The organism is Brachybacterium sp. sponge (assembly GCF_001613775.1).
GTDB lineage: Bacteria > Actinomycetota > Actinomycetes > Actinomycetales > Dermabacteraceae > Brachybacterium > Brachybacterium conglomeratum.
This window is the reverse complement of sequence record NZ_LRMP01000004.1, coordinates 265,947-289,173: the sequence shown is the minus strand read 5'-3', so window position 1 is coordinate 289,173 and position 23,227 is coordinate 265,947. Positions and strand designations below refer to the sequence as shown.

The following is a 23,227-nucleotide window of genomic DNA, read 5'->3' as shown; positions in this document are numbered from 1 at the left end:
GAGGCCGCGTGTCCTCGTCCCTGTACCGTCTGGGCCTTCTGATGGCCTCCCTGCGCTGGAAGATCGTCGGAGCCTGGGTCGCACTGCTGGTGATCGTCGGCGGCCTCGCCGTCGGCCTCGGCGGCACCTTCACCGCCGACATCGAGATCCCCGGCACCGAGGGGCAGCGCGGCATCGACACCCTCGCCAACCGCTTCCCCGAGATGGGCGGCACCGCCGGGCAGGTCGTGCTGGTGACCGAGGACGGCTCGAGCGTCGATCAGCACCAGGACGAGATCGACGCGCTCATGCAGGACATCGCCGAGGTCGAGGGCGTCGCGGCCGCCCCCTCCCCCTTCGATGACCTCTCCCCCGGCACGCGCACCGACGACGACACCGCGATCATCGCCCAGTTCCAGATGGAGGGGCAGACCGGCGCCTTCCCCGAGAGCTCCGTCGAGGAGATCCGCTCCCTCGTCGAGGAGGCCGGCACGCCGAGCCTGGAGACGCACCTCGGCGGGCAGGTGCTGCAGAGCGCGGAGGTCCCCTTCGGCGCCGGCGAGGTCTTCGGCATCATCGCCGCCCTGATCATCCTCGCGATCGTCTTCCGCTCGCTGATCCCCGCCTTCATCCCGATCGTCACCGCGATCGTCGGCGTGGGCGTGTCGATGCTGGCGCTGGTCGCGCTGTCCGCCGGGGTGGACATCCCCTCGGTCACCACCGCGCTGGGCGCCATGCTCGGCCTCGCCGTCGGCATCGACTACGCCCTGTTCATCCTCTCCCGCCACCGCGACCAGCTCGCGCAGGGCGACGACGTGCACGAGTCGATCGGCAAGTCCCTGGCCACCTCCGGCAGCGCCGTCATCTTCGCCGGCCTCACCGTGATCATCGCGCTGGTGGGCCTGTTCATCACCGGCATCCCCTTCCTCACCGTGATGGGCGTCGCCGCGGCCGCGACCGTGGCGCTGTCCGTCGTGGTGGCGCTGACCATGCTGCCGGCGCTGATGGGCATCCTCGGCGAGCGGCTGCGGCCCCGCAGGATCCGCCGTCTGATGGCCGAGAACGACGGCGCCCTGCCCGAGCCGGACCCCGCACAGCGCCCCCGCCGCTCCTTCGGCCGCACCTGGGTGCGCCTGGTGACCAAGGTGCCGGCGCTGACGATCCTGGCGGTCGTGATCGGCGTCGGCGCGCTCGCGATCCCGATCAAGGACCTCGAGCTGGCCCTGCCGGACCTGGGCACCGAGCCGGTCGGCACCGACGCGCGCGACACCTACGACCTCGTCTCCGAGGAGTTCGGCCCCGGCTACAACGGCCCGCTGCTGGTCACCGCCGACATCATCAACACCACCGATCCGCTCGCCGTCGTCGACGAGCTCGAGAGCGACATCTCCGAGCTCGACCACGTCAAGGAGATCCAGCTGGCGACCCCCAACCAGGGCGCCGACATGGCCGTGGTGGTCGTGATCCCCGAGGGCGGACCCACCGAGCAGTCCACCAAGGACCTCGTCGCCGCTCTGCGCGACAGCGCCGACGGCTGGGAGCAGGACCTCTCGATCTCCGACGTCACCGTCACCGGCGCGACCGCGATCGGCATCGACGTCACCGACAAGCTCTCCGCCGCGCTGCTGCCCTTCGCGCTGTTCGTCGTCGGCCTGTCCCTGATCCTGCTGACGCTCGTCTTCCGCTCCCTGTGGGTGCCGCTGAAGGCGTCGGTCGGCTATCTCTTCTCGGTCGCCGCGGCCTTCGGCGTCACCTCGATGGTGTTCGAGTACGGCTGGTTCAACGGGCCGCTTTTCGTGGACGTCAACGGGCCGGTCGTCTCCTTCATGCCGATCATGGTGATGGGCGTGCTGTTCGGGCTCGCGATGGACTACGAGGTCTTCCTCGTCTCCCGCATGCGCGAGGAGTTCGTGCACACCGGCGATGCGAAGCACTCGATCGAGCGCGGCTTCACCGCCAACGCCCCCGTCGTCACCGCCGCCGCGCTGATCATGGTCTCCGTGTTCGCGGGCTTCGTGACCTCGGGCTGGTTCATGCTGCAGCCGATCGCGGTCGCGCTCGCCGTCGGTGTGCTGGTGGACGCCTTCGTGGTGCGGATGACCTTCGTGCCCGCCGTGCTCGCGCTGCTGGGCCGGCACGCCTGGTGGCTGCCGCGCTGGCTCGACCGCCTCCTGCCCACCGTCGACGTCGAGGGCGAGGGCCTGGCCGGCGTGCTCGAGCACCGGCACTGGACCGAGCAGAACGGCCGGCACTCGCTGCGCCTCGAGGACACGGTCGCTCCCCTGCTCGGCGAGAAGGGGACCCTCGGCCCGCTCACCGGCGCGGTCGCCCCCGGCTCCCTGCTGGTGGTCCGCGCCCCCGACAGCGCCGCCCGCGCGACCTTCCTCGGCCTCGTCGCAGGCCGCGTCGCCCCGGTCTCCGGCATCCTCGCCGTCCACGACCGGCTCTCCCCCGATGACATCGGCGCCGTGCAGGCCCAGGCCCACTGGATCGGCGCGGACGCCCCCGTGGCCCGGCGCCTCGAGCAGATCGACGGCCGACGCGTCGGCCGCTCCGTGATCGTGATCGAGGAGCTCGAGGACCTCGCCCACGCCGCCGTGTCCGTCGACGACACGCTCGTCGAGCGCCTCGACGCGCTCCTCGCCCGCGGGGCCACGATCGTGGTCGGCTCCCGCGCCGAGCACGCCACCGACGCCGAGCGCCGCCTCCACGCGACCCTGCGGGACCCGCGCCGCATGCTCGCCCTCTCCGTCCAGCGCTCCACCGCCCAGACCCCCGAAGGAGCTCTCGCATGAAGCGCCTCGCCCACCCCCGCACGCTGATCGTCGTCCTGGTGCTGCCCCTGCTCGTGGCGGCGCTGGGCATGTGGGCGCTCAGCGGCCGCGTGGACCGGCTCGACGCCGTGCCCGCCGCCGTGGTCAACCTCGACGAGGGCGCGGAGGTGACCGACGCGGACGGAGAGACGCAGACGGTGCCCTTCGGCCGCCTGCTCGCCGGCTCCCTCACCCAGCCCGGCACCGTCGAGGGGCAGGACGTCGCGGAGACCACCGGCTTCGACTGGCAGCTGACCAGCCAGGAGGACGCCGAGCAGGGGCTGAAGGACGGCAGCTACTCGGCCGTCGTCGTCATCCCGAAGGACTTCTCGAAGCATCTGGCCACCCTCGGCACGCCCGAGGCATCCCGGGCGATCCTCGAGGTCACCACCAACGACGCGAGCGGCCAGATCAACGCGCTCGTGGGCACCGCCGTCGCCGAGGCCTCGGCGAACACCATGGGCGGGCAGATGGCGGAGCAGTACCTCGACCAGCTCTACGTGGGCTTCAACGACCTCGGCGACGGCTTCTCCGACGCGGCCGACGGGGCCGAGGAGCTCGCCGGCGGCACCTCCGACCTGGCCGAGGGCACGGACGAGCTCGCGGGTGGCACACGCGATCTGGCCGACGGCACCACGCAGGCCGCCGAGGGCGCCCGGGAGTTCTCGGGCGGCGTGTGGACGTTCGCCGACGGCACCTGGCAGGCCGCCGACGGCACCCGCACTCTCGCCGACGGGCTCGACGACCTCGCCACCGGGACCGAGGAGCTCGCCGGCGGCATCGGGGAGCTGCAGACCGGGATGCGCGGCACCGAGGGACAGCCGGGCCTGCTGACCGGCGTCGAGCAGCTCGCCGCCGGCGTCGAGGGTGACGGCACCGCCGAGAACCCCGGCCTCGAGGCAGGGGCCGACCAGCTCGCCGACGGGCTCGAGCAGTTCGCCGGCGGCGTCTCCCAGACGGGCACCGCGGTCACCGGCGACGGCACCGAGGAGAACCCCGGACTCGCCCCCACGGCGCGCCAGGTGGACCAGGGCGTGACCGAGCTCGGCCAGGGCGCCCAGCAGGCGGCCGACGGGCTCCGCGGCACCGAGGACCAGCCCGGCCTCGCCCAGGCCGCCGAGGGCGTGGTCGCCTACGCCGACGGCGTCGACCAGGCCGCAACCGGCCTCGACGCGATCGTGGACGGAGATGACAAGGGCCCGGGCATGACGAGCCTGATCGAGGGCGACGGCACAGCGCAGAACCCGGGGATGAAGGCCCTCGCCGTCGGAGACGCCTCCGCCGACGCTCCTGCGGCCGGCTCCATGCAGGCGAACGCCTGCGACCTCGCCGCGCGGTACCCCGATGATCCCCAGGCCGTGGCGCTGTGCCAGCAGGCCGAGGGGATGTCCCGGTCGGTCGAGGGCATGTCCGGCTACGTCGACGGGATCGACCAGGCCCGCTCGGGCCTGCACACCGTCGTCGACGGCGACGGCACCGCGCAGAACCCGGGTCTCGCCGCCACCGCCCAGGGCGTCGGCGAGGGCGCGACCGCCGCGGCCGACGGCGTCCAGCAGATCGCCGACGGCATCAACGGCACCGACCGGCAGCCCGGTCTCGTCCAGGGCACCGGGGGCATGGTCACCTATGCCGAGGGGATCGAGACGGCCTTCGCCGGAGACGGCACCGCCCAGAACCCGGGCCTCACCGAGTCCGCGAACCAGCTCGCCACCGGCGCCCGCGCGAGCGCGGACGGCGCCGGCGAGCTCGTCACCGGCGTGACCGGTCTGCGCGACGGGCTCACCGAGTACGCGAACGGCGTCGACCAGCTCGCCGCCGGCGCGGACCAGCTCGCCGAGGGCACTCGCGGCGCCGCCGACGGCGCCTCCGACCTCGCCGACGGCAACGAGGAGCTCGCGCTCGGCGCCGGCCGGCTCGGCACCGGAGCGGACCAGCTCGCCGGCGGCAACCAGCAGCTCGCGGACGGGGCCGGCGAGCTCGCCGAGGGCACCGACGAGCTCGCCGAGGGCTCCGGGCAGCTCGCCGAGGGCAGCGAGGAGCTGGCCGGCGGTCTGCGCGAGGGCGCCGACGGCGTGCCCTCCTACAGCGAGGCCGAGCGCCAGCGCATGAGCGAGATGGCCGCATCCCCCGTCGGCACCGACGCGCAGCGGCAGAACGAGGCGAACGGCGCGGACACCGCGACCTTCCCGTTCGTCACCTCGCTCGCGCTGTGGCTGGGCGCCTTCGGCACCTTCCTGCTGCTGCCGGGACTCTCGCGCCGCCTGCTGGACCGGGCGATGCCGATGTGGAAGGTGGTGCTGCGCTCCCTCGCCCCGGCGCTGCTGATCGCGGTGGTGCAGACCGTCGCGGTGCTCGCTGTGCTCACGGCGATCGGGATCTCCCCCGTCTCGCCGCTGTCGGTGGGGGTGGTCGCCTTCGCGGGCGCGGTGATGTTCGCGGCGCTGCACCAGGCGCTGCTGACGGTGCTGGGCGACCGGATCGGGCGGATCGCCTCGATCGTGCTGATGGTGCTGCAAGTGGTGACCCTGGTGGGGATCGTGCCCGTCGAGACGGCGCCCGCGCTGCTGCAGTCGGTGAGCTCGCTGATGCCGCTGTCGATCGTCACCCAGGGCCTGGTCCATGCGGCGCTCGGCGGCAGCCTGGTCAGCACCACCGGGACGCTGCTGGCGATCCTCGCCTGGGCGGCGGTGTCGCTGCTGGTGACCTTCGCGGCCTCGCGCAAGGCGAGGATCGCTCGACGCTCCTCGCACGTGAGCGTCGTCGGCGCGGTGCCCGCCGCGGCCTGATCCCGCCTACTGGAAGTCCCTGGACCGGCCCGCCGCGGCCAGGTCCAGGGGCTCCACCGCGTCGGCGACGAGGTTCACCGCGCCGGTGCGGTTCTCGACGATGCCGCGCAGCACGATCGCCCGCGCGGTGCGCAGAAGCGCCCGGTGCCGCACCCAGAACCCCTGGGAGCAGACCACGTTGAGGATCCCGGTCTCGTCCTCGAGGCTGAGGAAGGTGACGTTCCCGGCGGTCGCGGGGCGCTGGCGGTGCGTGATCACCCCGGCGACGTGGATCCGGGAGCCGTCCTCCGCCTCCCGGGTGCCGATGATCGAGAGCACCCCCTCGGCCGTCATCCGTTCCCGCACCAGCGCCATCGGATGGTCCGCGAGGGTGATCCCGGTGGCCCAGGCGTCGGCGGTGGCGAGCTCCGCATCGCTCATCCCCGGCAGCATCGGCGCCTCGGCGCCGACGGCGAGGTGCGGGATCGTGTCCGGGGACTCCTGCGCGGCGGCGCCCGCCGCCCACAGCGCCTGCCGGCGCGAGCTCGCGAGGCGGTCCAGCGCCCCAGCGGTCGCGAGCGCCTCGAGCTGACGGGCGGTCAGCCGCACCCTCCGCGCCAGGTCCGGGACGGAGGCGAAGGGGCCGCCGCGCTCCCGCTCGGCGACGATCTGCTCGGCGGTCTCGGTGGAGATGCCGCGCACCTGGTCCAGGCCCAGCCGGATCGCGGGGCCGCTCGCGGCCCGCTCCCCCTGCACCTGCTCCCCCGGGGTCTCGAGCCGGTACCCGACGTGCTCCTCGTCGGTCTCCAGGTCGGTGCGGGCGCGGGAGGCGAGCACATCCGGGCCGTGGGTGAGCACGCCGTGGCGCCTCGCGTCGGCGACCAGGGACTGCGGGGAGTAGAAGCCCATCGGCTGGGAGCGCAGCAGCGCGGCGGTGAACGCGGCCGGGTAGTGGCACTTGAGATAGGAGCTCGCGTAGACGAGATACGCGAAGGAGTAGGCGTGCGACTCGGGGAAGCCGTAGTTGGCGAAGGCGAGGAGCTTGCGGTGGATCGCCTCGGCGTCCTCCCCGGTGATGCCGTGGCGGGCCATCCCCGTGAACAGCGCATCGGACAGCTCGAGCATCTTCTGGGTGGAGCGCTTGGAGCCCATGGCGCGGCGCAGCTGGTCGGCCTGGGCGGGGGTGAAGTCGGCGACGTCGACCACCATCTGCATCAGCTGCTCCTGGAACAGCGGGATCCCGAGCGTGCGGCCCAGGGACTTCTTCAGCTTCGGGTGCAGGTAGGTGACCTCCTCCTCGCCGGCGCGGCGGCGGATGTAGGGGTGGACGGACCCGCCCTGGATGGGGCCGGGCCGGATCAGCGCCACCTCGACCACCAGGTCGTAGAACACCCGCGGCCTCAGCCGCGGCAGGGTGGAGATCTGGGCGCGGGACTCGACCTGGAAGACGCCCACGCTGTCCCCGGCGCAGAGCATGTCGTAGACGGCCGGGTCCTCCTGCGGCAGGGTGCGCAGCTCGAAGTGCTGGCCGTGGTGCTCGGCGACGATCTTCAGCGCATGGTCGAGCGCCGTCAGCATCCCCAGGCCCAGCAGGTCGAACTTCACCAGGCCCGCGTCGGCGCAGTCGTCCTTGTCCCACTGCAGCACGGAACGGTCCGCCATCGCCGCCCACTGCACCGGGCACACCTCGATCACGGGCCGGTCGGCGAGGACCATCCCGCCGGAGTGGATGCCGAGGTGGCGCGGTGCGTCCCGCAGCTGCTGGGCGAGGGCGACCACGTCGTCCGGCACGTCGGCGTCCTTCAGCGAGGAGAAGGAGCGCTCGATCCGCTTGGCGAAGGCGTCCTGCGCGCCGGGGTCGTAGCCGAGCGCCCTCGCCGCGTCGCGCACCGCGAGCTTCGCCCGGTAGGTGATGACGTTGGCGACCTGCGCGGCGTTCTCCCTCCCGTAGCGCTCGTAGACGTGCTGGATCACCTCCTCCCGGCGGTCCGAGGCGATGTCGATGTCGATGTCCGGCGGGCCGTCCCGCTCCGGGGCGAGGAACCGCTCGAACAGCAGCTCGTGGCCGACGGGTTCGACCGCCGTGATCCCCAGCGCGTAGCAGACCGCGCTGTTGGCGGCGGAGCCGCGGCCCTGGGCGAGGATCCCCTCCCCTGCGCAGAAGTCGACGAGCTCGTGGACGATCAGGAAGTAGCCGGGGAAGTGCAGGTCGGTGATGACCTTCAGCTCGTGGTCGATCTGCGCCCACGCCCCGGGGATCTTCTCGGGAAGGCCCGGTGCGGGCCGCGGCCCGTAGCGCTCGCGCCCCTCGATCTCCACCAGCTCCACCAGCCAGCTCGCCTCGTCGTGCCCGGCGGGGACGGGGAAGGGCGGCAGATCTGGGGCGAGCAGGCGCAGGTCCAGGGCGCAGTCCCGGCCCAGCTGTGCGGCCTGCGCGATCGCGGAGGGATAGCGGGGCAGCAGCTGCGCCATCTCCTCCCCGCTGCGCAGGTGCGCGGGGCGGGAGGTGAGATGGGGGTCGGCGCTCTCCAGCGATCCCCCGGCGCGCAGGGCGGCGTGGGTGTCGGCCAGGCGCTTGTCCGAGGGACTGGCGTAGTGCGCGTTCGTGCTCGCCACCAGCGGCAGCGAGACCGCGTCCAGCCCGTGCGACTCGCGCACCAGGCGGGCGCCCTGGGCGAGCGCGTCGTGGAGCTCGTCGGCCTCTCCCCCGCCGCCGACGATCAGCTCGACGGCGACGTTGCCCGCCCCGAACAGCTCCACCAGGCGGGCGATCTGCTCCGCGGCGGCATGCGCGGCGCCTTCGAGGTCGCCCTCGGCCAGGCGCGCGCTCGCGGCCCGGGTCACGGCGCCCTTGCGGCAGCCGGTGAGGATCAGCCAGTGCCCCTCCCGGGCGATCCGCGACAGCTCGGCGAGACGGTAGCGGGGCGCGGCCTTCTGCCCGCTGTCCAGGTGGGCGCGGGCGATCGCGGCGGAGAGGCGGCGGTACCCGGCCTCGTCCCGCACCAGCACCAGCAGGTGCTCGCCCTCGGGGTCGGGCGTTCCGGTGCGGGGTGCGGAGATCACGGGGGTGCTGCTCGCGGTCTCGGCCCCGGGCTCGAGGCCGAGGGTCAGCTCGGCGCCGAACACGGTCGCGATCCCTGCCTCGGCCGCGGCCTTCGCCGCCTGCACCACCCCGGGCAGCCCGTCGTGGTCCACCAGCGCGATCGCACCGAGCCCGAGCCGGGCCGCCTGGATGGCCATGTCCTCGGGGCTCGAGGCGCCGTCGAGGAAGCTGAAGTGGGAGTGGGCGTGCAGCTCCGCGTACTCGACGTGACGGGCAGGACGGTACGGATCCTCCGCCTGCTTCCCGGTGTGCTCGACGACGATCGGCGGGGAGACCAGCTCGGCGGGACGGTCCGAGAGGACCGCCTCGAGGTCCTTCCACGCGGGCGGGCCCAGGAACCAGCGGGCCATGGTCAGACGCCCCGCGCTGCCGCGCCGTCGTGCAGCGCCCGAGCCGCCCTGCTCGCCACGTCGGCATCCGCGTCCCCGACGCTGGAGGCCTCGTAGCGCAGCTGGTTGCGTGCACGGCGCATCTGATCGAATCGTCGTGCCCCTGACTGCCCTGGAGGCGTGGTCAGCACTGCCCTCAGGAAGCGTCCCAGCGCCTCGTGCTGTCCCGTTCCGTTGGTCGTCCGGTACCCGTAGGCGGCCAGCAGCGCTTCTCCGACGTCATGTGCGGCGTCGTAGGCGAGGTTGTATCGACTCTCCGCCCAGCTGAGGTTGTCGAGGTCCGCGAGGCGACGACGGGCCTTCTCCAGGAACAGCTCTGCACGCCGCAGGTCGACGGGCACCTGTTCCAGTCGGCGCGCGGCCACGAGAGCGCGCACTGACTGCTCCTGGTCCGGGTCGAGCGGGGTCAAGGCCATGGCAGCTCTCCGAGGACGGGGACGGTGGGACTGTTCCGCACCCGGGTGTGGAATCCCGAGTCGCGATCGAACTCGCTGCGGGTGGTGATGGTGGGATTGACCGGGCGGTGCACGATCTCCTCGACCCGTCCGCAGGCGTCGTACACCGCATCGGGGTCCGGGGTCCCGATGATCATGAGATCGATGTCGTTCGGAGCAGGACCGTCCACCCGTCGCATTCGTGCGGCGAAGGAGCCGTGGAGGAATGCGCTCTCGATCCCGTGGATCCGGGAGAGCTCGTCTTTCAGCAGCGGAACGGGCCCGGTGGTGATGAGGAGGATCTCCCGCAGGGGGGCGACGAGGGGGCTGTCCGGGTCGGCGCGGAGCAGACGTGTGCGTCCTGCCTGGCGCTCGGTCAGGATCCCCGCCTGCAGCAGACGGGCGGATTCCCGATGGACGGAGGGATACGCCAGCCCGGTCTGCTCGGCGAGCTGAGTGAGACTCCGCTCTTCGTCGTCGAGCATGAGGGCGGACAGCAGACGAGCCTGGCCGTCCGAGCGGAAGATAGGGGCGAGCAGCGGCGCTTCGGTTCTCATATAACGGAGGATATCCTCCATTATTTTGACACTCAAGAGGTCCCGGGTTCCAGTCCCGGCCCCCTCTGCCCGCGCTCCTGCCGCTCGTTCCTCGCAGCACGTCGCCTCAGCGGTGCTTTCCGACTGCGCTCCTGCCGCTCGTTCCTCGCAGCACGTCGCCTCAGCAGTGCTTTCCGACTGCGCTCCTACCGCTCGTTCCTCGCAGTACGTCGCGCTAGTCATAGAGCCCCTCCAGCGTCCACTCCCCCGCCCGGGACAGGGCGAGCACGGCGACCTCCTCGGCGCTCGCTCCGCGCACCACGAGCTGCAGGCGTGCGGCGCGCCTGCCGTCCCGCGCCCACCAGCGCTCGTCGAGCACGACGGGAGCGGCATGGGCGAGCACCTGGCAGCCGGAGCCGGCGCGCAGCCCGGCCCGCTGCAGCGCCGGCGCGCCCGGGGCGAGGACGAGCAGGCGGGCCGGCGCGCCGCTCAGCAGACCACGGGCGGTGACCACGACGGGACGGCCTGCGGCGTCCTCGAGCCGCACCGCGGGCGGGTCGCGGAACACGGTCGCGGGCACCGGGCGGGGCAGGGCGCCGGGCCAGGGACCCTCGCGCCGTGCGGGCTTCTCGCTGCGCCAGGGCACCAGGGCGACCTCGTCGGCCAGCAGCCTTCCCCCGACGAGGGCCGGGACCTGCACCGCCTCCTCCCCCGCCAGGCCCTGCGCGCGGGCGAGCGCACGGGAGGCCCGCTGCGCCGCCTCCCCGGCGCTGCCCCACAGCGCGGGCGCGTTCTCCCCCGCCGGGGCCAGTTGCAGAGGGTGCAGCCCGATCCGGGTGATCGCCCCGGTCGCAGGACCGCCGAGTCGCGCCCGGGTGATCCATCCGTCGCACTGCCAGCGGATGCGGTCCACGACGTCGGCGACGGTCAGCGCCCCGTCGTGCCGCCAGGTGCGCTCCATCTCCTCGCCGCCCTCGGTGCGGGCCACGATCCGCAGCCTGGTGCACACCAGCCCTCGTTCGACCAGCATCGCGTGCAGCTGCTCGGCCAGCGGACGCGCAATGAAGGCCGCCTGGTCGGTGCGCACCAGCGGGGTCTCCAGCGTCGTCTCGGCCAGCAGCGGCTGGGTGGGATGGTGCGCGGCGGGCGGGGCGGGCTCCTGCCCGCGCGCGAGCAGGTGCAGCGTCGCGACGTCCGGGCCGAAGCGGTCGGCGACCGCGGCCGAGGGCAGTGCGGCGAGATCGCCGAGGGTCGTGATCCCGAGCCGCTGCAGCAGGTCGACCGTCTCGGCGAGGTCGAGGCGTCGTTCGGGGCGGGCGGCCGAGGGCTGACCGCGATGGCCCCAGCCGGGGCCGACGGGGGCGCTGCGCAGGGCCTGGATCGGGTGCGGGGCGAGGTACTCGGCGCTGCGGCCCTCGTGCACGATCCGGCCTGGCCCGGAGGCGAGCAGTGCGGCGAAGGGACCGTCGGCGATCCCGACGGCGCAGTCCCAGCCGGTGAGGTCGGCGACCGCGTCGAGGATCCGCTCGGCGAGGCGCCCCTCCCCGCCCTGGTGGCGGGCCGGCCCTCGGGCGGACATCAGCAGCACCCCGGGACGCAGCACGTCCACCCCGGCCGCGATCGTGTCCACCGAGGCGGCGACCAGCTCAAACAGCGCGGTCTCCTGCTCGCGGTCAGCCTCCAGCACGAGCGCCTCGGGGCAGGCGGCCCGGGCGGCGCGGCGCGTCATCCCCGGGCGCACCCCGGCCTCGAGGGCGGCGGCGCCGGCATGGGTGACGCGGTGCTGGTCGAGCAGGATCACCGGGACGGCGGCGAGATCGAGCGGGGCCGGCGCGGGGGCGTCCTCCTCCCCTGCGGCGGCCTCGAGGCGTCGCTGGTGGCGGTCCAGCGCGGCTAGCAGCGGCCAGTCCGGGACGGTCACGGCGACGGTGCGGGTCGCCCGGGCGGTGGCGGCGTCGACAGCAGCGGGGTCGGCCGCGGCGGGGGCGTGGAGGTGGGCGGGGGCGTGCACGCTCATCACCCGGCCCTCCGCACGCTCGGCAGGAGCTGCATCGCCGGACGCCGCTCCGGGACCGCCGCCGGACGGGCCGCAGCCCCCGCCGACGCACCGGCGGGAACCGCTGCGAGCATCCCGTCCACCTGCGGCAGCAGCACCTCGGCCGACCGGTGACCGGCGATGCCGCGGCCCTCGGCGGTGATCTCGAGACGGCGCCGACGCAGTCGTCCCGAGCCCTGGCCGAGGCCGGACCATCCCCGAGCGGTGGAGCGCAGCGTGAGGTCGGCGCGGCCGGGCGGGGCGGCGGCGAGGACGAGGGTGTCGGCGGTGCGGGCCCGGCCCAGCAGGCTGCGCCAGAGCGCCGGGGCGAGGTCCAGGTCGGGGCCGAGCACGAGCACGCCCACCCCGTCGGCGAGGGCGGAGAGCACCTGGGGACGCTGCTCGCCGTCCGCCGGGGCGAGGGCGAGGCGGCAGGGGTCCAGGCCCGCGTCCATCGCGGAGCGCAGCCCCAGATCGGGCATCCCGGCGATCGCGCACCAGGAGTCCTCCCCCGCTGCGGCGACCGCGAGGGACAGCAGCAGCGAGGTGCTCGCGGCGCCCTCGAGCGCCACGGAGCTGCCGGCGCGCAGGCTCCCGCGCGGGAACAGCGTCCGGAGCGGCCCCGGGACCGGCAGGCGGGCGCCGAGCCCGTCGTCCGCGGACTCGGAGACGGGGCGCGCCGAGGGCTGCAGGGCGGTGCGGTCGATCCGTCCGCCCCAGCGGGCGGCGGAGCGCTCGGCCGCCCCGAGCGCGGCCCGGGCCCGGGACAGCCGCTCCTCACGGTCCTCGATCTGCAGGGCGGTGCCCATCGCGCTCCTCCTTCCGGCCTTCGCCGTTCCTTCGCACAGGTGTTCGAACAGGGGTTCGAACTGTACGCCCCGGCGGGGTGGCGCTCAAGGCGCCCAGGTCGTGGCTTCGAACGTGCATACGAAGCCTCGAGGAGGGGTGTGACAGACGAGGGGCGAGCGGAACGGGCGGGGTCGCGGGCTGGGTCTCGCGCGACACATTCCCGCCGCACTGGGCCCCGTCGTCGTGCTCGGGGTGCGCGACAGCGCCCGGAGCGATGGGTGCGCCGAGGCGACGGGTGCGGGAACGGGCGGGGGTGTCCGGCACGACGCGCGCGTACGTGATGTACATGATGTACGTGGAAGAACAAACACATACACCTGTCCCTCGAGGGTGGCAGGGCAGGGTGGAGTGGGAGGTGCTCCGTCCGTCGTCGGACCTCCCCTCCTCCCCCGCCGCTCCTCTGCGATCATGAGACGGACCGCACATCGAGGGAGAGGACTGGGATGCGAGCGCTGGTGCTGCACGAGAAGAACCGGATGTCGATCGAGGAGGTCGAGGCGCCCGGTGCTCCCGGTCCCGGTCAGGTGAGGATCGCGATGCACACCGTCGGCATCTGCGCCTCCGACGTGCACTACTGGACCGACGGGAAGATCGGCCCGTTCGTCGTCGAGGCGCCGATGATCCTCGGCCACGAGGGGGCCGGCACCGTCCTCGAGGTCGGCGAGGGCGTCACGGATCTCGCCGTCGGCGACCGCGTGGTCATGGAGCCGGGCGTGCCGGACCCCACCTCCCGCGCGGTCAAGGAGGGCAACTACAACGTCGACTCGGGCGTCGAGTTCTGGGCGACCCCGCCCGTCCACGGCTGCCTGGCCGACGAGGTGCTCCACCCCGCCGCCTACACCTACAAGCTCCCGGAGTCGATGAGCTTCGCCGAGGGCGCGCTGATCGAGCCCTTCGCGGTCGGCATGTTCGCCGCGACCAAGGCGGAGATCTCCCCCGGAGACGTCGCCGCCGTGGTCGGCGCCGGCACGATCGGGATCATGACCGCTCTCGCCGCGCTCGCCGGCGGTGCGAGCCGTGTGTTCATCTCCGACGTGCTGCCGGAGAAGCTCGCCCTGCTCGACGGGATCGACGGGATCACCACGGTCGACGCGACCGCGCAGAGCCTGGGCGAGGTCGTCCGCGAGGCGACCGGCGGCTGGGGCCCGCAGGTCGTCTTCGAGGCGACCGGCGCCGCGCCCGCGTACAAGGACCTGTGGGCGCTGCCCGCCCCGGGCGGACGGATCGTCCTGGTCGGCATGCCGGTGGATCCGGTGCCCTTCGACATCGCCACCGCCCAGAGCCGCGGCGTCTCGCTCGAGACGGTGTTCCGCTACGCGAACGTGCACCAGAAGGCGATCGACCTCGCCGCAAGCGACGCCGTGGACCTCTCCCCCTTCGTCTCGGAGACCTTCGCCTTCGATGACTCGGTCGCCGCCTTCGAGCGGTTCCTCGAGGGGCGGCCGACGGACGTGAAGATCCAGATCGCGCTGTGAGGAGACCGCCGCTGGTCCTCCTGGACCTGGACGGCACCCTGGTGGACCGGCAGCGGGCCTTCGAGGACTGGGCGCGCTCGTTCATCGAAGGGATCGGTGCCGATCCCGACGACCTCGACTGGCTCGTGGAGGCCGACCGGGGCGGCTACCGGCCGCGTGCCGAGCTCGCGGCGCAGATCGTCCGGCGGCTGCGACCGGGCGCGTCGGCCGAGGAGATCCAGGAGCACCTGCAGCTCGGTGTCGTGGAGGGCATCGCCTGCTATCCGGGGATCCCGGAGGCGCTTCAGGAGCTGCGCGGGATCGGCGCGGAGCTGGTGCTGGTCACGAACGGCACGGTCGTGCAGCAGACGGCGAAGCTCGAGCGCACGGGTCTCGGTCCCCTGCTGGACCGGGTGGTGATCTCGGAGGCGGCCGGTGTGAAGAAGCCGGATCCGGAGATCTTCGCGCTCGCCGTCGACGGGATGGAGCGGAGCGCAGAGACCTGGATGATCGGCGATCATGCGACGGCGGACATCGAGGGAGGCCGGGCTGCGGGATTCTCTACCGGCTGGGTCTCCCACGGGAGGTCGTGGCCCCATCCGTGGGAGCCGACGCTGACCGCGCCGACCACCGCGGAGCTGCTGGGCATCCTCCTCGCGAGGCACCGGTGAGCGTTCATGGGCGGCGACCGGACGGGAGCCGCTGATCGACCCTCGCTTCGGCGAGGTGGAGAGACCCGGAAGCCCTTCGACGACAAGGCCCGGGAGCGGCGCGGAGCGTGGATCCGCGGCGAGCCGGACGCCCGGCACGTGAGCTGGGAGAGCGTGGCCGAGGCCGCCCGGCGGTTCGCAGCGGGAGTCGCCGACCAGGAGCCCGAGGACGACCTGCTCATCGCCACCCACGGCATCGTGATGGTCGCGTGGCTCGTGAGCATCGGGCAGGTCGATGCCGGGCCCACGGCCGAGGAGTACTGGGCCTTCCTCGCCTTCCCGGACCTCATCACCGTCACAGCGTCCCCAGCGCCTCCCCCGGGTCCGCGTCGAGGGCGAGGCCCTCGAGCACGGTGAGCAGCTGCCGCTCCTCGTAGCGGAAGTGGCTCTCCATGGTCGCGGCGATGCCCTCGAGGTGTCTCGCGAGCACCTCCGGGGAGGAGCGTGAACTCACCGCCGCTTCGAGACCCCCGAGCAGGTGGCCGATCATGGAATGGTCCTGCTGGAGGGCGCGCAGCACGGGCGCGAGGTCGCGGCGGGCGGCCTCGATCGCCGGGAACAGGGTGCGGCCCTCCCCCGTGTGGTGCGCGTCCAGCGCGCTGCAGAACCCGTGGCAGAACAGCAGCAGCTCCCGGGCGGGGTCCTCGGCGCTCTCGCCGCGGTCCGCGGACTCGCGGGTGACCCTTAGTGCCTCACGCAGGCGCACATGCACGCGTCTCATCTCTGGCGGCCCGACGGGGAGGAGCCGGCCGCCGCCTGGGACGGGCGGCTGCCGAACACGATCAGCCTGCTCGCGCGTCGCAGCTGAGGGGTGCCCTGGCAGTTCCTCCCGGCGAGGACGGCGGCGGCATAGCGTGCCGGGAGCTCGACCTCCGATCGATGAAGGATCTCCATGCCTGCTGACGCCCCGCGGCGACCCCTCGCCTCCCGCTTGCTCGTGCCGTCGGCGGCGCTACTGTGGGGACTGCACTCCTCGCTGCTGAGCCCCGCGCTCGCCCTGATCCTCGCCACGCTCTACGACGCCTCCACCGCAGACATCGGCTGGTCGCTGGCGATCTACAACGCCGGCGGCTTCATCGCCTCGATCGTGCTGCCCGCCTGGACGGACCGGCGCCGCACCTACCTGCCGATGCTCATGGCCGCCGCTGTGCTGACGATCGCGCTGGCCGCAGCGCTCGCCGCGGTGAGCACGCTGCCGCTCGCGACGGTGGCGCTGGTGGTCCTCGGCGGCCCGGCGGGGCTCGGCACCACGATGCTGTTCGCCCATCTGCGGGACGTCGGCGCGGCCACCTCCACGATCGTCGACACCCGCGCGATCATCTCCGCGGCCTGGATGGGCGGGCCGCCGCTCGCGACCGCGATCATCGGCTGGGCAGGGGCACGCGGCATCCTGCTGGCACTGGTGGTGATCGCGGTGGTGAACATCGTGATGACCGCGGTGATGATGCGGCAGCACCGCTCCGCCGCCGCCGAGGCGCCGGAACCGACCCGCTCCCCGCACGCGCTGCCACCCGGCAGCAGGACCGCGACCGTCGTGATCATCGGTGCGTTCGTGCTGTTCCAGGCCACGAATGCGACGGCGATGACGTTCATGGCGCTGTACGTCACCGAGACGGTGGGCCTCGGCGTCATGTGGGCGGGGATCGTGCTCGGCGTCGCCGCCGCGCTCGAGGTGCCGGCGCTGATGATCATCGGGCGGCTCGGCGACCGCATCTCGCACCTGACCCTGGTCGCGGTCGGCGCCGTGCTCTCGGCCGTCTACTACGCCGGGCTGATGCTGGTCACCGAGCCGGTGCTGCTGCTCGTGCTGCAGATCCCGAACGCGCTCGGCTTCGCCGCGATCTCCGGGATCGGGCTGACCCTCTTCCAGGACCTGATCCCGGGGGCGGGGATGTCCACGGGACTGTTCATGAACGCGAGGCGGGTCGGCGCGATCCTGTCCGGGCCGATCATCGCCGCCGGGGCGCTGCCGCTGCTGGGACAGCGCGGCATCTTCGCGATCTGCGCTGTGCTGACCGTGATCGGGCTCGTCATGATCCCGCTGGCGAAGCGACTGGCGGCGCGGCCTGCGGAGCCTGCGTGAGCCTGAGCCGCGGGAGCCGGGACAGCTGATCCAGGAGCACGATCGCCACGCGTCCGGTCCCTGTTCGGCGAGCTTTGGTGGGTCCTCGGCACTGCCGTCAGCCGGCTGCGGTGGCGCGCCCGTCGGCGGCCGTGCGGGCCCCGTCAGCCGACTCCTGCGCGAGGCTGCCCAGCAGCCGCAGCCGCTCCTCGCTCGGCGAACCGGGCGCGGCGGTGTACCCGAACATGAACCAGTCGGGATGGGCGGGGAAGTCCATCGCCTCGTAGCCGAGCTCGAGGTCCCCCACCTCGGGGTGGCGGATGCGCTTGAGACCGGTGCGGTGGTGGCGCACGTCGTGCGCGGCCCAGCGCACCCGGAAGTCGTCGCTGCGGGTGGCGAGCTCGCCGATGAGGTCGCTGAGCCGCTTGTCGCGCGGGGACTGGCCCGCATACGTGCGCAGCGTCGCGACGATGCCGGTGGCGTTGTCCTCCCAATCGGGGAAGAAGGCGCGCGAGGCGGGGCTGAAGAAGACGAACCTCGCCGTGTTCCCGCGCGCGGCGGGGTCCTCGAGCACCGGGGCGTACAGCGCACGGCCGACGGGATTCGTCGCCACCACGTCCATGCGACGGTCCCGCACCCACACCGGCACGGAGACCGCGTCGACGAAGCGCTGCAGGGTGTCCGGGAAGGGCTGTTCGGCGGGACGGGGCCGCCGCCGGGCCGGCGGCCCCGCGGCCTCGGCGAGGTCGTGGAGGTGGTCGGTCTCCGCCTCGTCCAGCAGCAGGGTGCGAGCGAGCGCGTCCAGCACCTCCGTCGAGACGCCGCGCAGGTCGCCGCGCTCGATCCGGGCGTAGTACTCGACGCTGATCCCCGTGGCCGCGGCGACCTCCTCGCGGCGCAGCCCGGGCACGCGTCGACGCGTGCCGCCGAGGATCCCTGCCTGGGAGGGCGTGATCCGGTCCCGGCGCGTGCGCAGGAAGTCGCTCACCTCTGCTCGATGGTCCATGGTCACACCGTATTCCTCCCCGTTCACGCCTCCGGGATCTCGCGACCGAAGGTCTCCAGGGTGATCGCGTCGGGGTCGGGGCCGCCTCGCTCGCCGGTCTCCAGCGCGTCGATCCGGGCGAGATCCTCGTCGGAGAGCGCGAATCCGAACACGTCGAGGTTCTCGGCGATCCGCTCGGGCCGCACGGACTTCGGGATCACGGAGCGGCCCTGCTGCAGGCCCCAGCGCAGCATCACCTGCGCCGGCGTGCGGCCGTGCGCGGCGGCGATCTCGCCGATCACCGGGTCGGTCAGGGTGGAGCGCTCCACGTCGCCGCGGTAGTGGGTGATGCCGCCGATCGGGGACCAGGCTTGGGTGAGGATTCCGTGGCGGGCGTCCGCCTCCTGCACGTCGCGCTGCGCGAAGTAGGGGTGGACCTCGACCTGGTTCACGGCGGGGACCACGTCGGTCGCCTCGAGCAGGCGCTCGAGCACGTCCGGCATGATGTTGCTGATGCCGATGGCGCGCACGCGCCCGTCGGCCAGCAGCGTCTCCAGCGCCTTGTAGGCGCCGATCGTCCTCTCGAAGTCACTGGTCAGCGGCTGGTGCAGCAGGAGCAGGTCGATCTGGTCGACACCGAGCTTCGCGGCGGACTTCTCGAAGCCGTGCAGCGCCTGGTCGTAGCCGTAGTCGGTGATCCACAGCTTCGTCTCGAGGAACACCTCGGAGCGGTCCACGCCCGAGGCGCGCAGCCCCTCGCCGACCTCCCGCTCGTTGCCGTAGGCCGCGGCGGTGTCGATGTGGCGGTAGCCGATGCGCAGGGCCTCGGCGACCGCGGCGGAGGTCTCCTCCGGCGGGGTCTGGAACACGCCGAGGCCGAGGGCCGGCATCGTCACGCCGTTGTTCAGGGTGAAGGAGGGATTCGGTGCGGTGAGATCGATCGTCATGCTGTCCACGCTAGGAGCAGGGGCGACGGGACGGGAGGAACTGGCAGTTCCCCCTTACCGGCGGGGCTCAGGCCTGCGCGAGCATCGCCCGTCGCTGCCAGAACACGACGGCGCTGGCCGCGGCGACGTTGAGGGAGTCCACTCCCCCGGCCATCGGGATCACCACGTGCTCGTCGACCGCGCGGAGCGTCGCGGGCTTCAGGCCGTGTCCCTCGGCGCCGAGCACGAGGGCGACCGTCCGCTCCGGTCCGAGGTCCACCTCGTCCAACGGCACCGCCCGGTCGGTGAGCGCCAGGGCGAGCACGTCGAAGCCGGCCTCGTGCAGCCCCTCGATGCCCGCGGCGGGCCAGGAGGTCAGCCGGGTCCACGGCACCTGGAAGACGGTGCCCATCGAGACGCGGATCGAGCGGCGGTACAGCGGGTCCGCGCACTGCGGGGTCACCAGCACCGCGTCCACGCCGAGCGCCGCGGCGGAGCGGAACATCGCCCCGACGTTCGTATGGTCGACGATGTCCTCGAGCACGGCGACGGTCCGCGCCCCCTCCAGCAGCTCGGCCACGCCGGTCAGCTCGGGGCGCTGCATGGCCGCGAGCGCGCCGCGGTGCAGATGGAAGCCGGTGAGCTGCTCGAGCAGCGCCTCCTCCCCCACGAACACGGGCACCTCCGGGAAGCGCTCGTACAGCGGCGCGAACTTCGAAAGCCACTTCTCGCTCATCAGGAAGGAGCGCGGGGCCATGCCCGCGTCCATCGCCCGGGAAATGACCTCGAAGCTCTCGGCCATGAACAGGCCCCGCTCCACCTCGACGCGGGAGCGGAGCTTCACGTCCGTCATGCGCAGGTAGTCGTCGAGCGCCGGGTCCCCGAGCTCGGTGATCCGGCGCAGCTGCGCCTCGCTCATGCGCTCAGTCCAGGGAGAGGGAGCGGGCGGTGAAGCGCTCGCCGCGCTGCTCGACCACGAGCGGCAGCCCGAAGGTCCTCGTCAGGTTCTGGGAGGTGAGGGTCTCGGCGATGGGGCCGGCGGCGACCAGGCCGCCGTGGCGCAGCAGCGCGACATGGGTGTAGCCCGGCGGGATCTCCTCGACGTGGTGGGTGACCAGCACCGTCACCGGGGTCGCGGGGTCCTTCGCGAGCCGTCCCAGGGTGCGCACGAGCGCCTCGCGGCCGCCAAGGTCCAGGCCCGCCGCGGGCTCGTCCAGCAGCAGCAGCTCCGGGTCGGTCATCAGGGCGCGGGCGGCGAGGACGCGCTTGCGCTCGCCGGTGGAGAGGGTGCCGAAATGACGGCCCGCGAGGCCGCCGACGCCGAAGGCGGCCAGCAGGGTGCGGGCGCGCTCGAGGTCGACCTCGTCGTAGCTCTCCCGCCACCGGCCGACGACGCCGTACCCGGCGGTGACCACGACGTTCTCGGCGGTCTCGTCGGCCGGGATCGTGTCGGCGAGCTCCTGGCTCGCCAGGCCCAGCAGGGGGCGCAGCTCGAAGATGTCCACGCGCCCCAGCTGCTCGCCGAGGATCTCGACGGTGCCGGAGGTGGGGTGCAGCCGTGCCGAGAGCAGGCGCACGAGAGTGGACTTCCCGGCGCCGTTGGGGCCGAGCACCGCCCAGCGCTCCCCCTCCCCGATCCGGAGGGATACCTCGTCGAGGATGGTCTTCCCGCTGCGGGTGACGGTGACATCGGTCAGGGAGGCTGCTGCGACGGACATGGCCCCGAGCCTATAGCCTGGGCGCCCCTGTCCGCGGTCGGCCCACCGGGCGCGTCGGCCCCTGACTAGACTGGCCCGGTCCGACCCCGACCTGCTGGAGGTCCCTGTGGCGCACCGTCCCGTCTCCCTGCTCGCACCGCGCGGCTCGGTCGCCGCCGACGACCTCCGCGAGGGCATCGACGCACTCCTGGCGGACCACGACGGCGCCGTGCCGCTCGAGTTCCCCGCCGACGTGCTCGCCGCCGCCGAGGAGGCCGCGGGGCGTGACGCCGCGGCAGACGGTGCGGACCGACGCGATCTCACGGACGTGCCCTTCGTGACCCTGGACCCGGCGAGCTCCACGGACCTCGACCAGGCGATGCACCTGGAGCGCACCGCGGACGGGTACCGGGTGCTGTACGCGATCGCGGACGTGCCCTTCTTCGTCGACCTCGACGGCGTGATCGACCACGAGGCGCGGCGGCGCGGGGAGACCCTCTACCTCCCGGACCGTCGCATCCCGCTGCATCCCGAGGTGCTCTCCGAGCACGTCGCCTCCCTGCTGCCGGAGCAGACCGCGCCCGCCTTCGTGTGGGAGCTGACGCTGGACGAGCGCGGCGAGGTCGTCGGGATCGGGCTCGAGCGGGCACTGGTCCGCTCGGTCGCGAAGCTCGCCTACGACCAGGTGCAGCAGGAGCTCGACGCCGGGCAGGGCCATCCGATGATGGTGCTGCTGCAGGAGATCGGCGACCTCCGCACCGCGCTCGAGGCCGAGCGCGGCGGGGCGAGCCTGAACGTGCCCGAGCAGGAGGTGGTGGCCGAGGAGGACCACGTGCGCCTGACCTGGCGGAGCATGAACCCGATCGAGGACGCGAACGCGCAGCTCTCGCTGATGACCGGCATGGCCGCGGCCAGCCTGATGCTCGAGCACGGCGCGGGCATCCTGCGCACCATGCCGCCGGCGGAGCAGCGCGCCGTGGATCGCTTCCGCCGCCAGAGCCAGGTGCTCGGCGTGCCCTGGCGCGAGGGCGTGGAGTACGGGGAGTTCCTGCGCTCCCTGGACTGGCGCGAGCCGACCCATCTCGCGCTGCTGAACCTCGCCACCTCCCTGTTCCGCGGCGCCTCCTATGCGGCGTTCACCCGTCCCGAGGAGGTGCCCGAGGACCCGGTGCAGGCCGCGATCGCCGCGCCCTACGCCCACACCACCGCCCCGCTGCGCCGCCTCGTGGACCGCTTCGTGCTGCTGGTCTGCCTGGACCATGCACAGAACCGCAGCCCCTCGCAGGAGCTGCTCGCCGCCCTCGGCGAGATCCCCGAGGCGATGCAGTCCACCGGCGCGCAGGCCGGGAACCTCGAGCGGGCCGCCCGCGAGCTGGTGGAGACCGCCGCGCTCGCCGCCTGGCAGGGCGAGACCTTCGACGCGACGGTGATCGAGCGGCGCGAGGCGAGCGAGGGCAACGGCAACGGCTCCGGCGCCCCGCTCCGCGTCGAGGTGCAGCTGACCGATCCGCCGGTGACCGCCTGGGTGCCGATGGACGCCGAGGTCGGGACCGTGGTGCGGGTGCGGCTGGAGACGGTGGACGTCCCCGCGCGGCGGGCGGTCTTCGTCGCGGCCGACGGATCGAGCGCGGCCGACGACGGGGCGCCCGGCGGCGAGGACGGAGCCGGCTCGTGAGCGAGGCGGCTGCCGGGCGTGATCTCGTCGCCCTCCCCCGGGCGGCCGTGCTGATGCTGTGGACCGCCGCCTACCTGCGCGGCGACCTCGGCCCCGACGACGCCGCCCGGATGAGCCACGGCGTGGGCCGCTCCGGACCCTCCGGCGAGGGCACGGACCTGTTCGAGTGGATGACGGCGCTGCGCCGCCTGCCGCTCGCCCAGCTGCGCCTGGTGCTGCCCGCCCCCGGCCGGCTCGCGGGGCTCGTCGGCCCGCCTCCCGTGGTGCCGCTCGCCCTCGAGGCGGAGCAGGCGATCATCGTCACCGGCGCAGGGATCGCCGACCACACCCTCGTCCCGGTGCTGACCCCGGTCGAGGTCGAGGGACGCGGGGTCACCGCGGTGACCTGGGTGAAGGTCGAGGCGCCGCTCGGCGCGCAGGTCCCGCCCGCGGCGACCTCGGGCAGCGCCCGCGAGGAGCTGCTGCGCGCGCTGCGCCGCACGGCCGAGGGGAGCGTCGACCTGGACCTCGTGCCCGAGGAGCCGGTCGAGGCCGCCCGCATCCCGCCCACCTGGATCTCCACCGCCCTGCCCCGCCACGTCGACGGGGCGGCCGCGCACCTGCTGGTCCTCGCCTCCCGCACCCTGCTGCTGACCCGCTCCGAGATCGAGGAGGGACACGGACACACGATCGACCTCTCCGAGGCACTCGCACGGCGGGGCCTGCTCGACGAGCTGCACGAGGCGGCGCGCGCAGCGCTGGTCGAGGCGATCGAGCGGATCGTGCTGGACGAGTTCGGCTGAGGCCGGCCGTCCCGGCGCACGCCGGGACGGCCG

Annotated in this window: 17 protein-coding genes; 7 read left to right on the top strand and 10 right to left on the bottom strand. The window is 73.5% G+C overall.

What is annotated here, in order from left to right; genetic code table 11:
- Nucleotides 1–8 precede the first annotated feature (8 nt).
- Nucleotides 9–2,774: an MMPL family transporter gene (locus tag A4A78_RS15840; RefSeq protein WP_062950918.1), complete on the top strand. Its 2,766-nt coding sequence runs from the start codon at nucleotides 9–11 to the stop codon at nucleotides 2,772–2,774.
- Nucleotides 2,771–5,578: a YhgE/Pip domain-containing protein gene (locus A4A78_RS15835; RefSeq protein WP_062950916.1), complete on the top strand. Its 2,808-nt coding sequence runs from the start codon at nucleotides 2,771–2,773 to the stop codon at nucleotides 5,576–5,578. The genes A4A78_RS15840 and A4A78_RS15835 overlap by 4 nt, the downstream gene beginning before the upstream one ends.
- Before the next feature lie 6 nt (nucleotides 5,579–5,584).
- Here A4A78_RS15835 and A4A78_RS15830 read toward each other — a convergent pair whose 3' ends face one another.
- The 5 genes from A4A78_RS15830 to A4A78_RS15810 all read right to left on the bottom strand — a co-directional run bounded on the left by A4A78_RS15830 (nucleotide 5,585) and on the right by A4A78_RS15810 (nucleotide 12,863).
- Complete coding sequence (locus A4A78_RS15830) at nucleotides 5,585–9,010, bottom strand: error-prone DNA polymerase (RefSeq protein WP_062950915.1); 3,426 nt, start codon at nucleotides 9,008–9,010, stop codon at nucleotides 5,585–5,587.
- A 2-nt stretch (nucleotides 9,011–9,012) separates the two neighbouring features.
- Complete coding sequence (locus A4A78_RS15825; protein ID WP_062950914.1) at nucleotides 9,013–9,465, bottom strand: hypothetical protein; 453 nt, start codon at nucleotides 9,463–9,465, stop codon at nucleotides 9,013–9,015.
- Nucleotides 9,456–10,040 (bottom strand): winged helix-turn-helix domain-containing protein, encoded by a 585-nt coding sequence (locus A4A78_RS15820; RefSeq protein ID WP_062950913.1) that lies wholly within the window; start codon nucleotides 10,038–10,040, stop codon nucleotides 9,456–9,458. Before A4A78_RS15820 ends, A4A78_RS15825 begins: the two co-directional genes overlap by 10 nt.
- A gap of 214 nt (nucleotides 10,041–10,254) precedes the next feature.
- Nucleotides 10,255–12,036 (bottom strand): DNA polymerase Y family protein, encoded by a 1,782-nt coding sequence (locus A4A78_RS15815; protein WP_062950912.1) that lies wholly within the window; start codon nucleotides 12,034–12,036, stop codon nucleotides 10,255–10,257.
- Nucleotides 12,036–12,863, bottom strand: coding sequence for a hypothetical protein (locus A4A78_RS15810; protein WP_062950911.1), 828 nt, complete (start codon nucleotides 12,861–12,863; stop codon nucleotides 12,036–12,038). The genes A4A78_RS15815 and A4A78_RS15810 overlap by 1 nt, the downstream gene beginning before the upstream one ends.
- Nucleotides 12,864–13,346: 483 nt before the next feature.
- Between A4A78_RS15810 and A4A78_RS15805 the strand changes: the two genes are divergently transcribed.
- Both A4A78_RS15805 and A4A78_RS15800 read left to right on the top strand, forming a co-directional pair.
- The gene (locus A4A78_RS15805; RefSeq protein ID WP_062950910.1) at nucleotides 13,347–14,378 is read left to right on the top strand and encodes an NAD(P)-dependent alcohol dehydrogenase; all 1,032 of its coding nucleotides are present in this window, start codon (nucleotides 13,347–13,349) and stop codon (nucleotides 14,376–14,378) included.
- Nucleotides 14,375–15,028 carry an HAD family hydrolase gene (locus A4A78_RS15800; protein ID WP_062950909.1) on the top strand — a complete coding sequence of 218 codons (654 nt, stop codon included), beginning with the start codon at nucleotides 14,375–14,377 and terminating at the stop codon, nucleotides 15,026–15,028. The genes A4A78_RS15805 and A4A78_RS15800 overlap by 4 nt, the downstream gene beginning before the upstream one ends.
- Before the next feature lie 334 nt (nucleotides 15,029–15,362).
- Here the strand turns inward: A4A78_RS15800 and A4A78_RS15795 are convergent, their stop codons facing one another.
- A complete protein-coding gene (locus A4A78_RS15795) occupies nucleotides 15,363–15,788 on the bottom strand; it encodes a hemerythrin domain-containing protein (protein WP_062950908.1) in 426 nt (141 codons plus the stop codon).
- A gap of 171 nt (nucleotides 15,789–15,959) precedes the next feature.
- Between A4A78_RS15795 and A4A78_RS15790 the strand changes: the two genes are divergently transcribed.
- Complete coding sequence (locus tag A4A78_RS15790; protein ID WP_062950907.1) at nucleotides 15,960–17,150, top strand: MFS transporter; 1,191 nt, start codon at nucleotides 15,960–15,962, stop codon at nucleotides 17,148–17,150.
- A gap of 97 nt (nucleotides 17,151–17,247) precedes the next feature.
- On the opposite strand, the gene A4A78_RS15785 is transcribed toward A4A78_RS15790, so the two are convergent.
- The 4 genes from A4A78_RS15785 to A4A78_RS15770 form a co-directional block, all read right to left on the bottom strand.
- Entirely contained in the window at nucleotides 17,248–18,135 is an 888-nt protein-coding gene (locus tag A4A78_RS15785) for a helix-turn-helix domain-containing protein (protein ID WP_062951293.1), read from the bottom strand.
- 23 nt (nucleotides 18,136–18,158) lie between these two features.
- A complete protein-coding gene (locus A4A78_RS15780; RefSeq protein ID WP_062950906.1) occupies nucleotides 18,159–19,061 on the bottom strand; it encodes an aldo/keto reductase in 903 nt (300 codons plus the stop codon).
- A 67-nt stretch (nucleotides 19,062–19,128) separates the two neighbouring features.
- Nucleotides 19,129–19,959 (bottom strand): RNA methyltransferase, encoded by an 831-nt coding sequence (locus A4A78_RS15775; protein WP_062950903.1) that lies wholly within the window; start codon nucleotides 19,957–19,959, stop codon nucleotides 19,129–19,131.
- A 4-nt stretch (nucleotides 19,960–19,963) separates the two neighbouring features.
- Nucleotides 19,964–20,758, bottom strand: a complete 795-nt coding sequence (locus tag A4A78_RS15770; RefSeq protein ID WP_062950898.1) for an ABC transporter ATP-binding protein — start codon at nucleotides 20,756–20,758, stop codon at nucleotides 19,964–19,966.
- 106 nt (nucleotides 20,759–20,864) lie between these two features.
- On the opposite strand from A4A78_RS15770, the gene A4A78_RS15765 reads away from it, so the two are divergent.
- Together A4A78_RS15765 and A4A78_RS15760 are read left to right on the top strand one after the other, a co-directional pair.
- Nucleotides 20,865–22,412 carry an RNB domain-containing ribonuclease gene (locus tag A4A78_RS15765; protein WP_062950893.1) on the top strand — a complete coding sequence of 516 codons (1,548 nt, stop codon included), beginning with the start codon at nucleotides 20,865–20,867 and terminating at the stop codon, nucleotides 22,410–22,412.
- On the top strand, nucleotides 22,409–23,194 hold the full coding sequence (locus A4A78_RS15760; protein WP_062950891.1) for a hypothetical protein: 786 nt from the start codon (nucleotides 22,409–22,411) through the stop codon (nucleotides 23,192–23,194). Before A4A78_RS15765 ends, A4A78_RS15760 begins: the two co-directional genes overlap by 4 nt.
- Nucleotides 23,195–23,227 lie beyond the last annotated feature (33 nt).

What these genes read in the sequence shown, in the direction of transcription:
- A4A78_RS15835 (WP_062950916.1), top strand. Translation starts at nt 2,771, where the DNA reads ATGAAGCGCCTCGCCCACCCCCGCACGCTGATCGTCGTCCTGGTGCTG.
- A4A78_RS15830 (WP_062950915.1), bottom strand. Translation starts at nt 9,010, where the DNA reads ATGGCCCGCTGGTTCCTGGGCCCGCCCGCGTGGAAGGACCTCGAGGCG.
- A4A78_RS15825 (WP_062950914.1), bottom strand. Translation starts at nt 9,465, where the DNA reads ATGGCCTTGACCCCGCTCGACCCGGACCAGGAGCAGTCAGTGCGCGCT.
- A4A78_RS15820 (WP_062950913.1), bottom strand. Translation starts at nt 10,040, where the DNA reads ATGAGAACCGAAGCGCCGCTGCTCGCCCCTATCTTCCGCTCGGACGGC.
- A4A78_RS15815 (WP_062950912.1), bottom strand. Translation starts at nt 12,036, where the DNA reads ATGAGCGTGCACGCCCCCGCCCACCTCCACGCCCCCGCCGCGGCCGAC.
- A4A78_RS15810 (WP_062950911.1), bottom strand. Translation starts at nt 12,863, where the DNA reads ATGGGCACCGCCCTGCAGATCGAGGACCGTGAGGAGCGGCTGTCCCGG.
- A4A78_RS15805 (WP_062950910.1), top strand. Translation starts at nt 13,347, where the DNA reads ATGCGAGCGCTGGTGCTGCACGAGAAGAACCGGATGTCGATCGAGGAG.
- A4A78_RS15795 (WP_062950908.1), bottom strand. Translation starts at nt 15,788, where the DNA reads ATGAGACGCGTGCATGTGCGCCTGCGTGAGGCACTAAGGGTCACCCGC.
- A4A78_RS15790 (WP_062950907.1), top strand. Translation starts at nt 15,960, where the DNA reads ATGCCTGCTGACGCCCCGCGGCGACCCCTCGCCTCCCGCTTGCTCGTG.
- A4A78_RS15785 (WP_062951293.1), bottom strand. Translation starts at nt 18,135, where the DNA reads ATGGACCATCGAGCAGAGGTGAGCGACTTCCTGCGCACGCGCCGGGAC.
- A4A78_RS15780 (WP_062950906.1), bottom strand. Translation starts at nt 19,061, where the DNA reads ATGACGATCGATCTCACCGCACCGAATCCCTCCTTCACCCTGAACAAC.
- A4A78_RS15775 (WP_062950903.1), bottom strand. Translation starts at nt 19,959, where the DNA reads ATGAGCGAGGCGCAGCTGCGCCGGATCACCGAGCTCGGGGACCCGGCG.
- A4A78_RS15770 (WP_062950898.1), bottom strand. Translation starts at nt 20,758, where the DNA reads ATGTCCGTCGCAGCAGCCTCCCTGACCGATGTCACCGTCACCCGCAGC.